We start from the raw sequence: 17,873 nt of genomic DNA on the forward strand, positions 1-17,873 counted from the left end.
CGTGACCAGTTGCGATTCGGGCTCGTTGCGCAGGACGTGGGGGTTGCACTCAGAGACGCAGGGCGGTCGGTGACCAGCTGGTGCCGGCGCCACACCATCGGCGGTGACGGGGCGGTGGCAGCCGTCCGTCGCGGACAGCGGCCGGGCGAGTCGGGAACGCTCAGCCGCGAACAGGAACTCGAACTGATCGACGTACTGCGGGGCGTCCACCCCGACGAGTTCGGCCTGGACGAGGAGCTCTGGACGCGACAGAGCCTGACCGTCCTCATCCAGCGCCGGTTCGGCCTGACGATGGACGCCGGCACGGTCGGGGCGTACCTGCGGGCCTGGGGGTTGGGTCCGCGGGAGCCCCGGGAACGGGCCTGCGGGCTGTGCGTGGGCGCGGTCGAGCACTGGGTACGCAGCGAGTACCCGTCGATCACCCGGGCCGCCCAGGAGCACGCCGCGGAGGTCTACTGGATCGGCCGCGTACGCCTGCGCGGCACCATGCCCGCAGCCGACGTGATCTCCGCGGTCTCGTCCCGGGGCCGGGTGCGTTTCATGATCACCACGCCCTCGGTCGACCCGCCGCTCCCCCGCGACTTCGTGCTTCGGCTCAGCGGCGCCGAGGAGCGTACGGTGCACCTGATCATCGACGGCTCGTGGCCCCGCAACGAGTGGCCGCGCCGCCTCCCCCAGCGCATCGTCCTGCATCCGCTCCCCAGCTGCGGCCGCGCCATGGCCGCCGCCTGAGCACGCGAAGATCAGCGAGCGGGCGGTGCCGATTGGGTGATCCGGAGACGGGTTTGCTACTCTTCTCGGGTCGCTGAGCCCCCGTAGCTCAGGGGATAGAGCACCGCCCTCCGGAGGCGGGGGCGCAGGTTCGAATCCTGCCGGGGGCACCATCGATAAGCAGCACGCAAAGGCCGCTGACCAAGGCAGACCCGGTCAGCGGCCTTTGTCAACGGCACCCTAACGATGTTCCGAGCGGCAACGCCGCCCGCGTGGTCCTGTCGCTGTGCCGGATTCGTCAACCGGCCTCGCGGCGGGCCTTCGCGCGGCGCTTGCCCTCGTGCATGGCCTGCACCCGGGCCACCGGGATAGTCCGCCCCTCGGCGACCAGGTCGGCCGGGAGCCGCTGCGGAGCGGGCAACGCCGCCGCCCACCGATCCCGCTCGGCGACCAGCGCCGGCACGGTCCGCACCGTGAAGTCGGCGGGCGTCACCACCGCCAGGTCGTCCCAGCCCACCGGGTACGACACCGGCGTACCCGGCCGCACCCGGGGGCTGTACGCCGCCACCACCGTCGCCCCGTACGCCCGGGTCGAGTCGACGAAGACCCGGCCGCCCCGGTCCTCGACGATGAAGGCGGTGGTGGCCAGCGCCGGGTCGAGCCGCTCGGCGTGGGCGGCGAGGGCCCGGGTCGCGGCGGCCGCCTCCTCGGCGGTGGTCTCGGCGGCCACCGGCACGATCACGTGCACGCCCTTGGCGCCGCTGGTCTTCACCGCCCCGGCCAGCCCGGCGTCGGCGAGCGCCTGCCGGACCAGCAGCGCGGCCCGGACGGCCATGCCGAACGAGTCCCCCGGCGGCGGGTCGAGGTCGAGCACCAGGTGGGTGGGGTGCTCTGGCCGGCCCGCGAGGCCCAACGTCGGGTGGTATTCCACCGCCCGCTGGTTGGCGAACCAGAGCAGCGTCCGCCGGTCGTCGCAGAGGGCGTACGAGATCCGCCGACGGGACGCCTCCGCCCAGACCGAGGTGCGGCGCACCCAGTCCGGGGTGTACTTCGGCAGGTTCTTCTGCATGAACGGGTCCTGCCCGGGTCGCACCCGGACCACCGAGAGCGGCCGGTCGCGCAGCTCCGGAAGGATCCGCTCGTGGACGGCGTCCAGGTAGTCGACCAGGTCGCGCTTGGTCGCCCCAGCCCCGTCGAACAGCGGCTGGTCCAGATTGGTCAGCGACACCCCGTCCCGAGTCTCGTCAGCGGCACCCATCCGCTCACCTTCCCGGGCGGGGGCCGTGCCGGCAACCCCGACACGGCCGCCGAGGGAGTCAGACCCAGAACGTGTCGTGCCGCAGGAAGAACTCCGTCCGCTCCTCCTCGGTCCGGCCGGCCAGGTCCAGCAGGCCCTCGAAGTAGCCCTCCCGGGGCGCGCCGGGGGCGAAGTGCAGCAGCATCGAGGCGGGCTCGCCGGACTCGTTGCGGAACGCGTGGACGCCACCCTCCGGAACGTGCACGAAGTCGCCGGGCACCGTGTCGATCCACCGCCGGCCGTCGTAGATGCGGACCGTCCCGGACAGAATGTAGAAGGACTCCGAGATGGACCGGTGGAAGTGCGGATCCGGGCCGCTCGGCTGCGGCCCCATCTCCCAGCGGTAGAGCCCGAACTGCCCGTTGGTCGACGCGCCGGTGGCCAGGTAGTGCGCCGTGCCGCCGCTGGGGTAGACCAGCTCGGGCGGCTGATCGGCCGGGCGGTAGGTGGCGGTCGGCTCGCCCAGGTCTCCTGAGTAACGCGGCGGTGGGTAGGTCACCGTGCCTCCTCTCCGGTCGGGAACACCTCGTCGCCCGCCCGGATCGCGGCGAGCATCTCGACGGTACGGGCGCAGGCGGTTGCGTACAGCCCCTCACCGAAGCTGACCCGGGCCACTCCGAGCCCCGCCAGCTCGGCCACGGCCGGTGCGCCGGGGCGAGCCAGCACGTTGACCGGGGGGCGTCCACCTCGGTCACCAGGGTCCGGATGTCGGCCGGGTCGGCGAGGAGGATCGGGTAGACGCCGGTTCACCGAGTTGGAGCGGCAGGTCGAGGGCATCAGCCGGCGGATGCTCACGCTGACCGCGGCGTACGACCAGGAGCACGGGGTTCCGGTCGGCTGAGGCTGTGGCGAAGACCACGCAATCCGTCTGACCGATCGGTCAGGTGCTGACCGATCGGTCAGGCATCCTGGAGGACATGGCACGGGCGGTACCCGAGACCCACGAAGAGATCCTCGCCGCGGCGGCGCGACGCTTCGCCGTCACCGGCTACAAAGGCACCTCGCTGCAGGACATCGCCCGCGAGGTGGGCTGTTCCAAGGCCACCGTGCTCTACCACTTCGCCAACAAAGAAGCCCTGCTCAGCGAGCTGATGGCACCCGCCATCGCGGTGCTGGAGGCGCTCGACGCCCGGATCGCCGCACACACCGGCGCGGACGCCCAGCGGGTCGCCGGCGAGGGCTTCGTCGACCTCGCGGTCCGCTTCCGGCGGGAGATCGCGCTGCTCCGCGGCGAGTTACCCGACCTGCTTCAGCAGCCCGCCTTCGCGCACGTCCAGCAGATCTCCGAACGGCTGATCGACGCGTTCGCCGGCCGGTCCGACCGCCCGTCCGCGCGGATCGCCGCGCTGGTCGTGCTCGCCGGGATCGCGGAGACGTGCGCCGAGTTCATCGCCATCCCCGACGAGGAGCTGCGGCCCGCGCTGCTGGCCGTCGTCCAGCGGGCCCTCGAGCCCGTCACCTGATCCCAGTTCGCGACCCGAGGACAAGGAAACCTCATGGCGACCCTGCTCTACCGGCTCGGCCGGGCATCCTTGCGCCGCCGGCGACTCGTCGCCGTCGTCTGGCTCGTCGTACTCGTCGGCCTCGGTGCCGCCGCGCTGACCCTCAAGGGGCCGACGGCGAGCAACTTCAGCATGCCGGGCACCGAGTCGCAGCGCGCGATCGACCTGCTCGCCGAGCGGTTCCCGGCGGCCAGCGGGGCCACCGGCACCATCGCCGTCAAGGCACCCCAGGCCGGCCAGCTCGGCACGCCCGACGGGCAGGCCGTGGTCAAGCAGGTCACCGAGGAGGCGGCCGCCCTGCCCGGCGTGGTCGGCGCGGTCGACCCGTACCAGGTGCAGGCGCTGAGCCCGGACGGCCGGTACGCGCTGATCCAGGTGCAGTTCCAGGGTCGGGCGGACGACGTGACCGACGCCCAACGCACCGCGTACGAGCAGGTCGGCGCGCAGGCCGAGGCGCAGGGGTGGCAGATCGCCCCGGGCGGTGAGGTGCTCAACGCCGAGCCCGAGGTCGGCTCGACCGAGGCACTCGGTGTGCTGGTCGCGACAATCGTCCTGATCGTCACCTTCGGCTCGCTGGTGGCGGCCGGAATGACCATGCTGAACGCGCTGATCGGCGTCGGCGTCGGCATGGCCGGCCTGTACGCGCTCAGCGGCGCGGTCGAGCTGACCAGCACCGCGCCGATCCTGGCGCTGATGCTCGGCCTCGCGGTCGGCATCGACTACTCGCTGTTCATCACCTCCCGACACCGGCAGAACCTGCTCGACGGGCTCTCCCCCGAGGAGGCGGTCGGCCGGGCCGTCGGCACCGCCGGCTCCGCCGTGGTATTCGCGGGCGCCACCGTCGTCATCGCGCTCGCCGGCCTGGCGGTGGTGAACATCCCGTTCCTCACCGTGATGGGTCTGGCCGCCGCCGGCACGGTCACGGTGGCCGTCCTGGTCGCGATCACCCTGGCCCCGGCACTGCTCGGCTTCGCCGGCCGCAAGGTGCTGCCGCGGAAGCTGCGCAACCGCGAGGTGGTCGCCTCCAGTGCCGGCGAGGACCGCTCGGGCTTCGGGTTCCGCTGGGCGCACTGGGTGACGAAGCTGCGGATCCCGGTCGTCCTGGTCGGCCTGATCGGCCTCGGCCTGATCGCGCTCCCTACCCAGGACATGCGCCTGTCCCTGCCGGACGCCGCCACCGCGGCCGAGGGCACCCCGGCCCGGGTCAACAACGACCTGATCCAGGAGGGCTTCGGCCCCGGCTTCACCGGGCGCCTCGCGGTGGTCGTCACCGCCGACTCGCCGCAGGCCACCCAGGCCGCCGTACCGCAGGTCACCGCGCTGGTCCAGAAGGCGCGCGGCGTCCTGGCCGTGGCCCCGCCGCAGCTCGACCCGACCGGCCGGACCGCGCTGCTCGGCGTCATCCCGAAGACCGGCCCGACCGACGAGGCCACCGAGAACCTCGTGCACGACATCCGCGACCAGGTCAGCGGCATCCGGAACGCGCACGTGCTGCTGACCGGCGCGACCGCGATCGGCATCGACGTGTCCGAGAAGCTCTCCGCCGCGCTCCCGGTCTATCTGCTGCTGGTCGTCGGCCTGTCGGTGCTGCTGTTGATGCTGGTGTTCCGTTCGGTCCTGGTGCCGGTGAAGGCGGCGCTCGGCTTCCTGCTCACCGTGGCGGCCACCTTCGGCATCACGGTCGCGGTGTTCCAGCAGGGCCACCTGGCCAGCCTGGTCGGGCTGGACACCTCCGGTCCACTGGTCAGCTTCCTGCCGATCCTGCTCATCGGCATCCTGTTCGGCCTGGCCATGGACTACGAGGTCTTCCTGGTCTCCCGGATGCGGGAGGACTTCGTGCACGGCGACACCGCCCGGCAGGCGACCATCAACGGGATGGGCCACGGCGCGCGGGTGGTCACTGCCGCCGCGCTGATCATGATCTCGGTGTTCGGCGGCTTCGTCTTCCTCGACGACCCGGTGATCAAGTCGATGGGCTTCGCGCTCGCGATCGGGGTCGCCATCGACGCGTTCGTGGTCCGGATGACCGTCGTCCCGGCGGTGCTGTCGCTGCTCGACACCGCCGCCTGGTGGATCCCCCGCTGGCTGGACCGGATCCTGCCGAACGTGGACGTCGAGGGCGAGGGCCTGCGCGCCCACCTCGCCGAACGCGAGCCCGCCGGCGTGTGAGGGACGGGCCCCTCGTTGTCGCCGGGCGACAACGAGGGGCCCGTCCAACTGCCGCCGGCCGGTCAGACGCCGGCCGGGTAGGTCTCCATCTCGCCCGGGGCGCTGGGGGCCGGCAGCGGGTGCAGCGCGGTGGACTCGTCGCACCAGATGAACGCGTCGTAGCGCTCGCCGAGCCGGGTGGGCACGTAGTTGCCCCAGGATTCGAAGCTCGGGTCGTAGACCACCCCGATGGCCCGGTGGTCGGCCTGCTCGGTGACCCACTCCGGCTGGTCCGGGCCACCGAAGACCAGCACCGCCCGCTCCGGCATCAGCTCGTGCAGCCGCCGCTCCACCGAGCCCTCCCGGGCCGGCGGCACCACCATGGTCTCGGCCGGCGAGCCCCAGCGCGGCGCGGCGACCACCGTGCCCCGGTAGCTGCCGAAGCCGACCAGCGCCACCGCGTCCGGGCCGTGCCGCTCCCGGGCGAGCTGGCCGATGTTGATCATTCCGTCCGCCGCCATGTCGGTGGCCCGGGCGTCGCCGACGTGGGTGTTGTGCGCCCAGACGATGCCCCGGGACTCCGGGCCGTAATGATCGAGCAGCCGGTCCAGGGTGTCGGCCATGTGGATGTCGCGGACGTTCCACGACTCCGGCCCGCCGCCGACCATCGCCCGGTAGTAGCGCTCCGCGCCGGCCACAACCGCCGCGTTCTGCCACGCCGAGAAGCGGTCCAGGCCGTCCGCGGCGGCCTGTTCCCGGGTACGCGCCAGCAGCCGGACCACCTCCTCCTCGCACCGGGCCGAGACGAACCGGCTGGCCGCGCCGTACTCCTCGACGCGCCTGCCGTACGGCTCGAAGCAGCGGTACGCCTCCTGCGCCGCCTCCAGCGAGGCCGGGTCCTCCTCGCCGAGGTAGTCGAAGATGGCCTGCATCGACTCCCACAGGCTGTAGACGTCCAGCCCGTGGAAGCCGGCCCGCCCCTCCTCGGGGCGTTCCAGGTTCCAGGCGCGCAGCCACCGGCAGAAGCGGGCCACCTCGGCGTTGGCCCACATCCAGGTGGGCCAACGTTCGAAGCACTCCAACGCGGTCTGCGGATCGGCCAGCCCACCCGCGGCGCCCACCACCGAGCGGTGCACCCGGTCACAGTCCGGCCAGTCGCCCTCCACCGCGACGAAGCCGAAGCCCTGCTCGGCGATGAGTCGACGGGTCAATTGTTCGCGCAGCCGGTAGTAGTCGTAGCTGCCGTGCGTCGCCTCCCCGATCATCACGATCCGGGCGTCCCGGACGCGGTCCAGGAGCAGGTCGAAGTCGCTCGGCGCCCCGAGTCGCTGTACCAGCATGCCCGCGGCTACCCCCGGACCCGCCCAGGCAAACCGACCCCCGAGCGCAAGGAGGGGCCCCTTGTTAACACCCGTCTGTTAACAAGGGGCCCCTGCTTACCTGCGGGCGGAGCGGGTAGCCGACCGGCATGACGGCCACCGGGGTGCAGTTGCAGGAGTTCCTGGCCGGGCTCGACTATCCGGTCTCGCGCGAGGATCTGATCCGCTGGTGCCAGGAGAACAGCGGCAGCACCGAGCTGCTGCAGATGCTCAAGGCACTGCCGGCGGAGGAGTTCACCTCCCCCGCCGACCTGCGCGCGGCGCTGAACACCCTGGACTGAGCCCCGGGTCGACCGCGTGCAGCAGCCGGAACAGCACCAGCCACTGCTCGGGCCAGACCAGACCGACCGGGGTGTCCGGATCGAGCCGGGCCGCCCGCAGCGCACCGTCGACCCGGCGGCGCGGGTGGGCGGTCCGCAGCGAGGCCGCGAGCGAGCCGCCGACCCCGCCGAAGCCGAGCTCCACCATCTTCCGGTACGCGGGCATCGACGCCCGGGGCAGCAGCGGCTCCGGGCGGCGTTCGATGCGCAGGATGCCCCCGTCCACGGCAGGTACCGGACGGAACGCGCTACGGGGCACCCGGCCGGCCAACTGCCAGTGGTGCTCGGGCCAGGTGAGCACGGTGAGCCGGCTCCAGCGGCCACGGTCGCCGGTGCGCTTGCGCGCGTACGCGACCTGGGTGAGCAGGGTCGCCGACCGCAGGCCGGGCGCGGCGAGGCACCAGCGGACCACGGCGGCGGTCAGTGACCACGGAATGTTGCCGACCACGGCGAACGGCTCGTCGGGCGGGGCGGCGGCGAGGAAGTCGAACGGCCAGACCTGGACCCGCGGCAGGTCCGCGCAGACCGCGGCCTGCCCCGGCAGGACGGCCGGGTCGACCTCGTACGCGATCATCCGGCCGCAGCGGGCGGCGAGCGGCCGGGTCAGCCGGCCGTCCCCGGCACCCACCTCCGGCAGCAGATCGTCGGGGCCGGGTCGGGCCGCCCGAACCATCCGCGCGACGGCGGCCGGGTCGGCGAGGAAGTTCTGGGACAGTACGCGACGGGACCGGTCGCGTGCGGTGGTGCGGAATCGGCGGGGCGCCACGAGATCGTCCTGTCTGTCGCCGGAACGGCGACGGTACGGACAGGCAGCGCAGAACGGGCCTGTCCGAGCGGAATCGGGACTCGGACGACCCTGGAGAACGGCGGAACGCGAAGGCCACGCGTGCGCAGCCGCCGGACCGCGTCGGGGCGGGCGGCGGTACCGGACCAGCCAGCGGGCGGCGTTGGCCGGCCCGGTCACGGGCCGGCGGTGCGGACGGTCAGGCGGTCAGGCGCGGTGGGCGTTCCGGCCGGCCAGGGCCGGACGCCGGACTCGCGGACGGGCGACCAGGAGGAGGCCCCGCGCGGCCGGCGTGACGGCCACGTCGATCAGGGCGTGCATGCACATGGTCGCCAGGCTAGCGCCCCGCCCGCCGCCGCACGAGGCGATTTCGGGGACAGCCCCGGGATCAGAGATCGACCGTACGGCCCTGGGCACGGGCCCGCTCGGCGGCGTCGAGCACCGCCACCACCTCCCGGCCGAACCGTACGTCGCAGCGGTGGTCCCGGGTGCCCGCCTCGATCTCCTCCAGCAGCTGGTCAATCGCCGTACCGAAGGCGGTGATCGCGCTGCCGTCACCCGGCGGCAGCTCCGCCACGCCGTTCTCGCCGTAGAACACGAACTCCTTCGCGGTCGCCTCCGGCGGCGCTTCCAGGGTGAGCAGGACCGTGCTGGTGGGGCCGCCCTCGTGGGTGAGCAGCAGGTGGACCAGTCCCCGCGGCCCGTCCATCGCCGCGACCCGGGTCACCCGGCCGAGCACCGGCAGGATCAGCGACAGCGCGTGCGGGCCGATGTCCCAGAGCGCGCCGTGCTCGCGCCGCCAGGTGGAGTCGCCGTACGGGCTGCCCGGCTGGAAGATCGACGCGAACCGCACCGCCTTGGCGGTGAGCCAGCCACCGGCGGAGGCAAGGGCGGCGAGTTCGGCGGCGATGTCCGGCAGGTAGCGGTTGGTGAAGAAGACCACCGAGGCCACCCCGGACGCCTGGGCGGCGGCGACCACCCGGTCGGCCTCGGCGAGGCTCAGCGCCAGTGGCTTGTCCAGCAGCAGGTGCCGCCCGGCGGCGGCTGCTCGGACGGCGATCTCGGCCTGCACGTCCGGCGGCAGCGCGACCGCGATCGCGTCGCAGGCGCCGAGCAGCTCGTCCACGTCGCCGAAGGCCGGTACGCCGTGTCGGGTGGCCAGCGCGCCGGCCTTCTCCGGATCCCGGCCCCAGACCCCGGCCAGCTCGGCCCGCGGGTGCGCGTCGATGGCCGCGGCATGCGTCTCCGCCGCCCAGTGGCCGGTGCCGAACAAGCCGAACCGCAGCACGGTTCCCCCTGCCGTCGTCGTCCGCCACGGCATCCGCCCGTGGCCGTGATCCACGGTAGTCGTCCGGCGGCTGTCGCGCGGCCCCGACGCGACGGGAGAGCCAGGCGGCGGTGGCTACTACGGCCCTTAGTAGGCTGTGCCGGTGAACGCGACTGTTTCGCTGGCGGCATCGATGACCAGCGCCGCGGCGGCCAGCTCGCCGGTGGACGGGATCCTCGCGACGGCCGCGATCGTGCTGTCGCTCGTACTCGCGGTCTGGGCCCTGGTGGCGGCGGTGCGCCACCGGGCGCCGGACCGGCTCCAGTTCGTCGGGCTGGCCGTGCTGGAGGCGGCGCTGCTCGCGCTCGCCGTGCTGGCCCTGGTCGCGCTCGGCGGCGGCGAGCGGCCGGGCGAGCCGGGTGCCTTCTTCGGCTATCTGGTGACGCTGGTCTGCCTGCCACCGCTGGCCTGGGTGCTGGCCCGGATGGAGCCGACCCGCTGGGGCTCGGCCATCGTCTGCGCGGTCTGCCTGGTCACCCCCGTCGTGGTGGTCCGCCTGCAGCAGACCTGGGAGGTCGTCGGTGGCTGAGGCACAGACGACGAACCGGGGGCCGGGTCGGCTGCTGATCGCGGTCTACATCCTCTTCGCCATCGCCGCGACCTCGCGGGCGGGCCTGCAGATCGCCACCAAGTTCGACCGGGCGCCGGTGGCGTACCTGCTCTCCGCCGTAGCCGCGCTGATCTACATCGTGGCCGCGGTCGGGCTGGCCCGGGCCGGACACGCCGGCCGCCAGGTGGCCCTGGCCTGCTGCTCGGTGGAACTGGTCGGGGTGGTCGCGGTCGGCATCCTCAGCGTGGCCGACCAGGCGCTCTTCCCGGACGCGACGGTCTGGTCCGGGTTCGGCAGCGGCTACGGTTACATCCCGCTGGTCCTGCCGATGCTCGGCCTGTACTGGCTCTGGCGCACCCGCCACGACCCCGCCTGACAGTCCGTCCCGCCCGGCAGGGGCCGGGCGGGACCGCGACACGGTCAGTCCTTGGGGCCGCCGGCGACGTAGATGACCTGGCCGGAGACGAAGGACGCACCCTCGCTGACCAGGAACGAGATGGTGTGCGCGACGTCCTCCGGGCGGCCGGTGCGGCGTACCGGGATCTCCGCCGCGGCGTGCTGCTGGAGTGCCGCGAAGTCGACCTTCATCCGGGCCGCGGTGGCCGCGGTCATGTCGGTGACGATGAAGCCCGGCGCGACCGCGTTGACGGTCACCCCGAACGGGCCCAGCTCGATGGCGAGGGTCTTGGTGAAGCCTTGCAGGCCCGCCTTGGCGGCGGCGTAGTTCGCCTGGCCCCGGTTGCCCAACGCCGAGGTGCTGGAGAGGTTGACGATCCGGCCCCACTTCCGCTCGACCATGTGCTTCTGGGCCGCCTGGCTGAACAGGAACGCGCCGCGCAGGTGCACGCCCATCACCGTGTCCCAGTCGGCGTCGGTCATCTTGAACAGCAGGTTGTCGCGGAGCACCCCGGCGTTGTTGACCAGCACGGTCGGCGCGCCCAGCTCGGCGGCGACCCGCTCGACGGCGGCCTCCACCTGGGTCCGTTCGGAGACGTCGGCGCCGACCCCGAGCGCCCGGCCGCCTGCGGCGGCGATCGCGTCCACGGTCTCCTTGGTCGCCGACTCCTCGATGTCGACCACGGCGACGGCCATGCCGTCGGCGGCCAGCCGGCGGGCGGTGGCCGCGCCGATGCCGCGCGCGGCTCCGGTCACGATGGCGACGCGGGGCTCCTCCGACATGATTACCTCCCGGTAACTTTGGCTCGATCGAAGGAGCTTAACGCCGGTCCCGTCGCCACTGTCCTCCCGGGTGTTAAGAGGGGCCCCTTCCTCTACCGGAGGCGTTAAGAAGGGGCCCCTGCTTACCGGTCAGCGGCGGAAGGTGAACCAGTTGACGTTGACGAAGTCGGCGGGCTGGCCGCTGGTGAAGGTCAGGTAGACGGTGTGCCGGCCGGTCACCGCGCCGACGTTGCCCGGCACCGAGCGCCAGCTCTGCCAGCCGCCCGTGTTGGCGATCGCGAAGCTGCCGATCGGCGGGTTGCTCACACTGTCCACCCGGACCTCGACCAGCCCGCTCACCCCGGCCGCGGCGCCGGAGGCCACCCGAGCCACGAAGTCGCCCGGCGGGGTGCCGCCGAAGTCGACGTTGTCGTAGCGGGCCCAGTCACCGTTGCTCAGCCAGCCGATGTTCTGGCCGCCCTCGGCGCATGCCTCGACCTGCACCCCGTTCTGGGCGTTGAACGCCTCGGCCTGGATCGTCGAGTACGCGTCAACCGTGCCGCCCGGCGGCGGCGTGGTCGGCGGCGGGGTGGTCGGCGGCGGGTTGCCGCCGCCCCGGGTGTAGACGGCCACGTAGTCGACCAGCATCGGCCGGCCGGAGACCGTGGCGGAGGTCGGCGTGGTGGTGCCGGCCACGCCGTTCGGGAACCCGCCTCCCATCGCCACGTTGAGCAGCAGGAAGTAGCCGCCGTGGTTGGTCATCTGCCCCCAGTACGTGCCGACCTGGCTCTGGCTGACGGTGTGGAAGAGTTGACCGTCGACGTACCAGCGGAGCTGCTGCGGGCTGACCGAGGCGTCCCACTCGAAGCGGTAGGTGTGGAAGGCCGACTGGCAGGTGCTGCCCGGGCAGGCCCGGGAGTTGCCGATGCCGTTGAACTCGTTGCACGGCCCGCCGGGAGCGACGCCGCAGTGCAGCACCCCCCAGACCGAGTTGATCCCGTTGACGTTCTCCATCACGTCGAACTCGCCGACGCCCGGCCAGTTCTGGTAGTTGCCCCGGTACGGCGAGCCGAGCGCCCAGAACGCCGGCCAGTAGCCGGCCGCCTCCGCTCCGACGACGTTCGGCATCTGGATCCGCCCCTCCATCGCGAGGACTCCCCCGGCCGGCGGCTTGAAGTCGGTCCGGGCGGTCTCGATCCGGGCCGAGGTCCACCGGCCGGAGCCGTCCCGCAGCGGGGTGATCCGCAGGTTGCCGGCGCCGTCCTGGCTGAGGTTGGCGGTGCTCGAGGTGTACGTCTGGATCTCGCCGGTGCCCCAGTTGGCCGGACCGCCGGGGTAGCTGGTGCCGGTGTCGATGATCCAGTTGGCGGACGAGGGCAGGGTACCGGCCGCGCCGGTGAAGTCGTCGCTCCACACCAGGCTCCAGCCGGACGGGGGCGGCGGAACGGCGGCGTGGGCGGTCATCGAGGCGGCGGCCAGCGCGGTGGTGGTGGCGACCAGGGCCGCCGCCAGGGAGAGCCGCCGGTGCGACCGGCGCACGGCGGACGGGGCGGCGGACGCCGCCGGGACAGGGTTCATCGGAATGCCTCTCTGCGGGGACGGGGCAAGAGAGCGCTCTCTGTGTGCGATTTGTACGCCCCGTCGGCGCACTTGTCAACGTCCGTCGATGTCTGCGGGCTGCGGCCGGCTCAGGACGGGCACCCCGGCCAGCCGCGCTCAGGAGGATTCGCGGACCAGGGGGAAGGGCAGCGTCTCCCGGATCGACCGGCCGGTCAACAACATCAACAGCCGGTCCACACCGAGCCCGAGGCCGCCGGTGGGCGGCATCGCGTACTCCAGTGCGGTGAGGAAGTCCTCGTCCAACTCCATCGCCTCCGGGTCGCCGCCGGCCGCCCTGAGCGACTGTTCGGTGAGCCTGCGCCGCTGCTCGGTCGGGTCCACCAGCTCGGTGTACGCGGTGCCCAGCTCCAGCCCGAACGCCACCAGGTCCCACCGCTCGGCCAGCCGCGGCTCGTGCCGGTGCTGACGGGTCAGCGGGGACACCTCGGTCGGGAAGTCCAGGTAGAACGTCGGCCCCTCGGTCCGCGCCTCGACCAGCCGCTCGTACAGCTCCAGCAGCACGGCGCCGCGCCCCCAGCGCGGGTCGTACGGCACCCCGGCGCTGTCGCAGAGCTTGCGCAGAACGGCCAGCTCGGTGTCGGCGGTGACCTCCTCGCCCAGCGCCGCGGAGATCGCCTCGTTGACCGTCCGCACCGGCCACTCGCCGCCGATGTCGACCAGCTCGCCGCCGGGGCGACGGGCCGCCGGCGCGCCGTGCACCGCCACCGCCGCGGCCACGATCAGCTCCCGGGCCAGCTGCCGCATGTCGTGGTAGTCGGCGTACGCCTGGTACGCCTCCAGCACGGTGAACTCCGGGTTGTGGCTGTGGTCGACGCCCTCGTTGCGGAACGCCCGGCCCAGCTCGTACACCCGCTCGACCCCGCCCACGGCCAGCCGCTTCAGATAGAGCTCCGGCGCGATCCGCAGGTTGAGCCGCAGGTCGTACGCGTTGCTGTGGGTGACGAACGGGCGCGCGTTGGCGCCCCCGTGCACCCGCTGCAGGATCGGCGTCTCCACCTCCAGGAAGCCCCGCCCGGTGAGCGAGGAGCGCAGGCTGTGCAGGGCCGCCCCGCGCGCCCGCAGCAGCTGCCGCGCGTCGGCGTTGATGACCAGGTCCAGGTAGCGCTGCCGGACCCGGGCCTCCGGGTCGGCCAGCCCATGGTGCTTGTCGGGCAGCGGGCGCAGGCACTTGGCGGTGAGCCGCCAGTCGGCGACCCGGACCGACACCTCGCCGTGCCTCGTGGCGTACACCTCGCCGGTGGCGCCGACGTGGTCGCCGATGTCGACGGCGGCCCGCCACCGGTCCAGGTCGTGCTCCAGCACCAGCTGGAGGTCGCCGCTGCCGTCCTGGACGGTGGCGAACAGCACCCCGCCGTGGTCGCGGACCAACAGCACCCGACCGGCGACCGCCACGGTCTCCCCCGTCCCGGTGTCCGGGGCCAGCCCGGCGTGCCGCTCCCGCACGGAAGCGCAGCTGGCGGTACGCGGATAGCCCACCGGGTACGGGTCGACCCCCTCGGCGCGCAGCCGGTCGAGCTTGGCCAGGCGTACCCGGATCTGCTCCGGCCGCTCGACCGGCGTCGGCTCGGGCGGGACGGCCCGGACCGTCGCGGCGGCCGGCGGCACGAAGCGCACCCCGCCACCGGGCGGCGGCACCCCGTACAGCGGGGTGGGCCGACCGCCGGGCAGGGCGAGGAAACCCTCGGCGATCGCCGCCGCGATGCCCACCCGGGCCAGCTCCCGACGCTCCGCGAAGCAGAGGTAGCGGGGCATCCAGTGCGGCTGGTACTTGGCGTTGGACAGGTAGAGCGACTCGAGCTGCCACCAGCGGGAGAAGAAGAGCAGCAGGTGCCGCCAGAGCCGGATGACCGGGCCGGCGCCGATCCGCGCACCCTGCTCGAAGACCGAACGGAACACCGCGAAGTTCAGCGACACCCGCTCGACGCCCAGCCGGGGGGCGGCGCTCAGCAGCGCGGCCACCATGAACTCGATGACCCCGTTCTCGGCCGCCCGGTCCCGGCGCATCAGGTCCAGCGAGAGCCCGTCCGCGCCCCACGGGCTCAGCGACAGCAGCGCCCGTACCCGGCCCTCGGCGTCCCGGGCCTCCACCAGCACGCAGTCGCCGTCGGCCGGATCGCCGAGCCGGCCCAGCGCCATCGAGAAGCCGCGCTCGTTGTCGGTGTCCCGCCAGGCGCTGGCCAGCCCGGCCAGCCGAAACAGCTCCTCCGGCGGGATCTCGGCGTGCCGCCGCACCCGGGCGACGTAGCCGGCGCGTTCCACCCGGTGCACCGCCTGGCGCACCGGCCGCATGTCCCGGCCGTCCAGGTCGAACTCGCGCGTCAGCAGGATCGCCTCGTCGCCCAGGTGCAGCACCTTCAACCCGTACCGCTGGTATGCCCGGGCCGCGGGCTCGCTGGTGCCCATCACCGCCGGGATCCAGGCGTACTCGCGGGCCTGCCCGAGCCACGCCTCGATCGCCGGGCCCCACGCCTCCGGGTCGCCGACCGGGTCACCGCTGGCCAGGCTGACCCCGTTGACCACCCGGAAGGTGATCGCCGCCTTGCCGCTGGTTGAGAAGACGGCCGCCTTGTCCCGCCGGGTCGCGAAGTAGCCGAGGGAGTCCCGCTCGCCGTGCCGGGCGAGCAGCTCGCGGATCCGCTGCTCCTCGTCGGGATGCAGCACCGCGTTCGCGCGCTGGGAGCGGACCAGGGTGAACAGGCCGGCGACGAAGGCGACCGCGCCGAAGCCGCCGAGCAGCAGGTTCACCCAGCCGGGCGCCTGGCCCCGGCGGGTGACGTCGAGCGTGATCGCGCCACCGAACACCTTCTCGACCGCGTAGACGAGCCGGTCCGACCAGCCGTGCAGGCTGCCCGGCTCGAACAGCAGCAGGTAACCGAGTCCGACCGAGACCGCCGCCAGGCCGAAGAAGACGCCGAGGGCCCGCCAGTGGCTGCCGCTGCGTACCCGGGCGTAGAACTCCCGTCGGGCGGCGAGCAGCAGGGCCAACGCGCCGGCGGCGAAGGCGATGCCGACCCACACCCCGACCGTCTCCAGGGTGGTGAAGAGCCGCTGCCCGGCGGCGGCGTTGAGCCGGTTGCTGCCGATGACTAGCAGCAGCGTCCCGGCCAGCACGCCGACCACCAGGGTGAGGCTGAAATACGCCACCAGCACCCAGTACGCGAGCCGCTTGCGACGCAGCAACGCCGAGGCCAGGGCGCCGAGGAAGACCGCGTACGCCAGGTTGGCGGGCGCGGGCAGCAGCAGGGCGTCGATCGCGGTGCGCAGCGGCTGGAAGCCGGTGCGGAAGGCACTGCTCAGCGCCGCCAGGGCGGAGACCACCGCGACCACCCAGAGCAGGGTGGCGAAGCCCCGTGGCACCTGCCGTCGCCAGTCCCGGCCGGCATGCCGGGCCTCGGTCCGCGACGTGCTGCTCGGGGTCAATTCGGCCTCCCTCGCTGCCTGCGGCGACGCATGGCCCGGCTCCATCGTAGTCAGCCACCTCGTCCCGCCCGCACGCACGCACGCGGACCATCCGGCCGGGCGGTACGCGCAGATTCACGGAAATAGTGGCCATTCCGCTGGCCATGGCCACTATTTCCGTGAAAGCGGCCCCCACTTTGACAGGATGGGCTCGTGGCGGAACGGCTGGTCGTCATCGGTGGGGACGCGGCCGGGATGGCGGCTGCGTCCCAGGCCCGACGTCGTCGTGGCCGGGCTGAGCTGGAGATCGTCACCTTCGAGCAGGGCCACTTCACCTCGTACTCCGCCTGCGGCATCCCGTACTGGATCAGCGGGGTGGTGCCGGAGCGGGACCAGCTCGTCGCCCGCGACCCGGCCACCTTCCGGGAGAAGCTCGACATCGACGTGCGGCTGCGGCACGAGGTCGTCGCCATCGACCTGGACCGCCGCGAGGTGGTCGCCCGCGACCTGGCCGGCGGCGGCCAGGTCCGCGAGCGCTACGACGCCCTGATGTACGCCACCGGCGCGACGCCGGTGCGGCCCGAGTGGGCGTCCGTCGGCGTCGGCGGGGTGTTCGGCGTGCAGACCCTGGACGACGGCACAGCCCTGCTGGACTGGTTGGAACGCGAGCCCCGACCCCGCCACGCGGTGGTGGTCGGCGGCGGCTACATCGGCGTGGAGATGGCCGAGGCGCTGCTCCGGCGCGGCCTCTCGGTCGACCTGCTCGAACAGGCCGACCAGCCGATGACCACCGTGGACCCGGACATGGCCGCGCTGGTCTCCGACGCGTTGCGCGGGGTCGGCATCGGGATCCGGACCGGCCTGACGGTCACCGACCTGCGGGAACGGGACGGCCGGATCGCCGCGGTGGTCACCTCGGCGGGGCCGGTCCCCGCCGATGTCGTGGTGCTCGGTCTCGGCGTACGCCCGAACACCGTGCTCGCCGAGGCCGCCGGCCTGCCGCTCGGCCCCACCGGCGGCGTCCGCACCGACCGCCGGATGCGGGTGCCCGGGGTGTCCGGGGTCTGGGCGGCCGGCGACTGCGTGGAGACCCTGCACCGGGTCGGCGGCATGCCGGTGCACATCCCCCTGGGCACCCACGCCAACAAGCAGGGCCGGGTCGCCGGGATCAACATCGGTGGCGGGTACGCCACGTTTCCCGGGGTGATCGGCACGTCCGTGACCAAGGTCTGCGACCTGGAGGTGGGGCGGACCGGGCTGCGGGAGCAGGACGCGCTGGCGGCCGGCTTCGAGTTCGTCTCGGTGGTCGCCGAGTCGACCAGCCGGGCCGGCTACTACCCGGGCGCCCGGCCGATGACGGTCAAGCTGATCGCCGAGCGGCCCAACGGCCGGCTGCTCGGGGCGCAGATCGTCGGCTGGTCCGAAGCGGCCAAGCGAATCGACGCGCTGGCCGTGGCGCTGTGGAACGGCATGACGGTGGACGAGATGACCTCGCTGGACCTCGGCTACGCCCCGCCGTACGCCCCGGTCTGGGATCCGGTGCTGATCGCCGCCCGCAAGGCCGTCGACGCCCTCGCCACCACCGGCCGCCGGTGAGGAAGGCCCCTCCTGACACCCGTTCTTTGTCGGGAGGCGCGGTTAGCGTGTGGGCGCTGTCGCGGTGCCGGTTTTCGGCGTC

16 protein-coding genes and 1 tRNA gene are annotated in these 17,873 nt (G+C 73.2%); 8 read left to right on the forward strand and 9 right to left on the reverse strand.

From position 1 onward, the window contains the following. The first annotated feature begins 36 nt into the window (after positions 1-36). Both ACNAW0_RS16980 and ACNAW0_RS16985 read left to right on the forward strand, forming a co-directional pair. Positions 37-732, forward strand: a complete 696-nt coding sequence (locus ACNAW0_RS16980; protein WP_416288877.1) for a winged helix-turn-helix domain-containing protein — start codon at positions 37-39, stop codon at positions 730-732. A gap of 77 nt (positions 733-809) precedes the next feature. Beyond that, positions 810-884 (forward strand) — tRNA-Arg (locus tag ACNAW0_RS16985). Positions 885-1,009: 125 nt separating this feature from the next. On the opposite strand, the gene ligD is transcribed toward ACNAW0_RS16985, so the two are convergent. Genes ligD through ACNAW0_RS17000 form a run of 3 tightly spaced genes read right to left on the reverse strand, consistent with a single transcriptional unit; the run spans position 1,010 to position 2,647 of the window. Beyond that, the gene (gene ligD, locus ACNAW0_RS16990) at positions 1,010-1,969 is read right to left on the reverse strand and encodes a non-homologous end-joining DNA ligase (protein WP_416288850.1); all 960 of its coding nucleotides are present in this window, start codon (positions 1,967-1,969) and stop codon (positions 1,010-1,012) included. Positions 1,970-2,027: 58 nt separating this feature from the next. Next, complete coding sequence (locus tag ACNAW0_RS16995) at positions 2,028-2,507, reverse strand: cupin domain-containing protein (protein ID WP_387278709.1); 480 nt, start codon at positions 2,505-2,507, stop codon at positions 2,028-2,030. Beyond that, positions 2,504-2,647 (reverse strand): hypothetical protein, encoded by a 144-nt coding sequence (locus ACNAW0_RS17000; RefSeq protein WP_416288851.1) that lies wholly within the window; start codon positions 2,645-2,647, stop codon positions 2,504-2,506. The genes ACNAW0_RS16995 and ACNAW0_RS17000 overlap by 4 nt, the downstream gene beginning before the upstream one ends. Before the next feature lie 278 nt (positions 2,648-2,925). On the opposite strand from ACNAW0_RS17000, the gene ACNAW0_RS17005 reads away from it, so the two are divergent. Together ACNAW0_RS17005 and ACNAW0_RS17010 are read left to right on the forward strand one after the other, a co-directional pair. Further along, complete coding sequence (locus tag ACNAW0_RS17005; protein WP_416288852.1) at positions 2,926-3,471, forward strand: TetR/AcrR family transcriptional regulator; 546 nt, start codon at positions 2,926-2,928, stop codon at positions 3,469-3,471. A 33-nt stretch (positions 3,472-3,504) separates the two neighbouring features. Further along, complete coding sequence (locus ACNAW0_RS17010; protein WP_416288853.1) at positions 3,505-5,679, forward strand: MMPL family transporter; 2,175 nt, start codon at positions 3,505-3,507, stop codon at positions 5,677-5,679. A 62-nt stretch (positions 5,680-5,741) separates the two neighbouring features. Here ACNAW0_RS17010 and ACNAW0_RS17015 read toward each other — a convergent pair whose 3' ends face one another. Next, entirely contained in the window at positions 5,742-6,998 is a 1,257-nt protein-coding gene (locus ACNAW0_RS17015) for an erythromycin esterase family protein (RefSeq protein WP_416288854.1), read from the reverse strand. 128 nt (positions 6,999-7,126) lie between these two features. Between ACNAW0_RS17015 and ACNAW0_RS17020 the strand changes: the two genes are divergently transcribed. Next, on the forward strand, positions 7,127-7,318 hold the full coding sequence (locus tag ACNAW0_RS17020; protein ID WP_416288855.1) for a DUF2795 domain-containing protein: 192 nt from the start codon (positions 7,127-7,129) through the stop codon (positions 7,316-7,318). On the opposite strand, the gene erm is transcribed toward ACNAW0_RS17020, so the two are convergent. After that, positions 7,272-8,123 carry an ErmE/ErmH/ErmO/ErmR family 23S rRNA (adenine(2058)-N(6))-methyltransferase gene (erm, locus tag ACNAW0_RS17025; protein WP_416288856.1) on the reverse strand — a complete coding sequence of 284 codons (852 nt, stop codon included), beginning with the start codon at positions 8,121-8,123 and terminating at the stop codon, positions 7,272-7,274. The two genes, ACNAW0_RS17020 and erm, sit on opposite strands and share 47 nt — an antisense overlap. A 406-nt stretch (positions 8,124-8,529) precedes the next feature. After that, positions 8,530-9,429, reverse strand: coding sequence for a Gfo/Idh/MocA family protein (locus tag ACNAW0_RS17030; RefSeq protein WP_416288857.1), 900 nt, complete (start codon positions 9,427-9,429; stop codon positions 8,530-8,532). 172 nt (positions 9,430-9,601) lie between these two features. Here ACNAW0_RS17030 and ACNAW0_RS17035 point away from each other — a divergent pair, with 172 nt between their 5' ends. Both ACNAW0_RS17035 and ACNAW0_RS17040 read left to right on the forward strand, forming a co-directional pair. Then, positions 9,602-9,997: a hypothetical protein gene (locus ACNAW0_RS17035; RefSeq protein ID WP_416288878.1), complete on the forward strand. Its 396-nt coding sequence runs from the start codon at positions 9,602-9,604 to the stop codon at positions 9,995-9,997. Further along, on the forward strand, positions 9,990-10,394 hold the full coding sequence (locus ACNAW0_RS17040) for a hypothetical protein (RefSeq protein WP_416288858.1): 405 nt from the start codon (positions 9,990-9,992) through the stop codon (positions 10,392-10,394). The genes ACNAW0_RS17035 and ACNAW0_RS17040 overlap by 8 nt, the downstream gene beginning before the upstream one ends. 44 nt (positions 10,395-10,438) lie before the next feature. Here the strand turns inward: ACNAW0_RS17040 and fabG are convergent, their stop codons facing one another. The 3 genes from fabG to lysX form a co-directional block, all read right to left on the reverse strand. Beyond that, positions 10,439-11,197, reverse strand: a complete 759-nt coding sequence (fabG, locus tag ACNAW0_RS17045; protein ID WP_416288859.1) for a 3-oxoacyl-ACP reductase FabG — start codon at positions 11,195-11,197, stop codon at positions 10,439-10,441. Positions 11,198-11,326: 129 nt separating this feature from the next. Then, positions 11,327-12,754, reverse strand: a complete 1,428-nt coding sequence (locus ACNAW0_RS17050) for a carbohydrate-binding protein (protein ID WP_416288860.1) — start codon at positions 12,752-12,754, stop codon at positions 11,327-11,329. 138 nt (positions 12,755-12,892) lie between these two features. Beyond that, positions 12,893-16,261, reverse strand: a complete 3,369-nt coding sequence (gene lysX / locus ACNAW0_RS17055; protein ID WP_416288861.1) for a bifunctional lysylphosphatidylglycerol synthetase/lysine--tRNA ligase LysX — start codon at positions 16,259-16,261, stop codon at positions 12,893-12,895. 147 nt (positions 16,262-16,408) lie between these two features. On the opposite strand from lysX, the gene ACNAW0_RS17060 reads away from it, so the two are divergent. Next, the gene (locus ACNAW0_RS17060) at positions 16,409-17,791 is read left to right on the forward strand and encodes an FAD-dependent oxidoreductase (protein WP_416288862.1); all 1,383 of its coding nucleotides are present in this window, start codon (positions 16,409-16,411) and stop codon (positions 17,789-17,791) included. The last annotated feature ends 82 nt before the right edge of the window (positions 17,792-17,873 follow it).

The organism is Micromonospora sp. SL1-18, assembly GCF_047921505.1.
In the GTDB taxonomy this organism is placed as follows: domain Bacteria; phylum Actinomycetota; class Actinomycetes; order Mycobacteriales; family Micromonosporaceae; genus Micromonospora.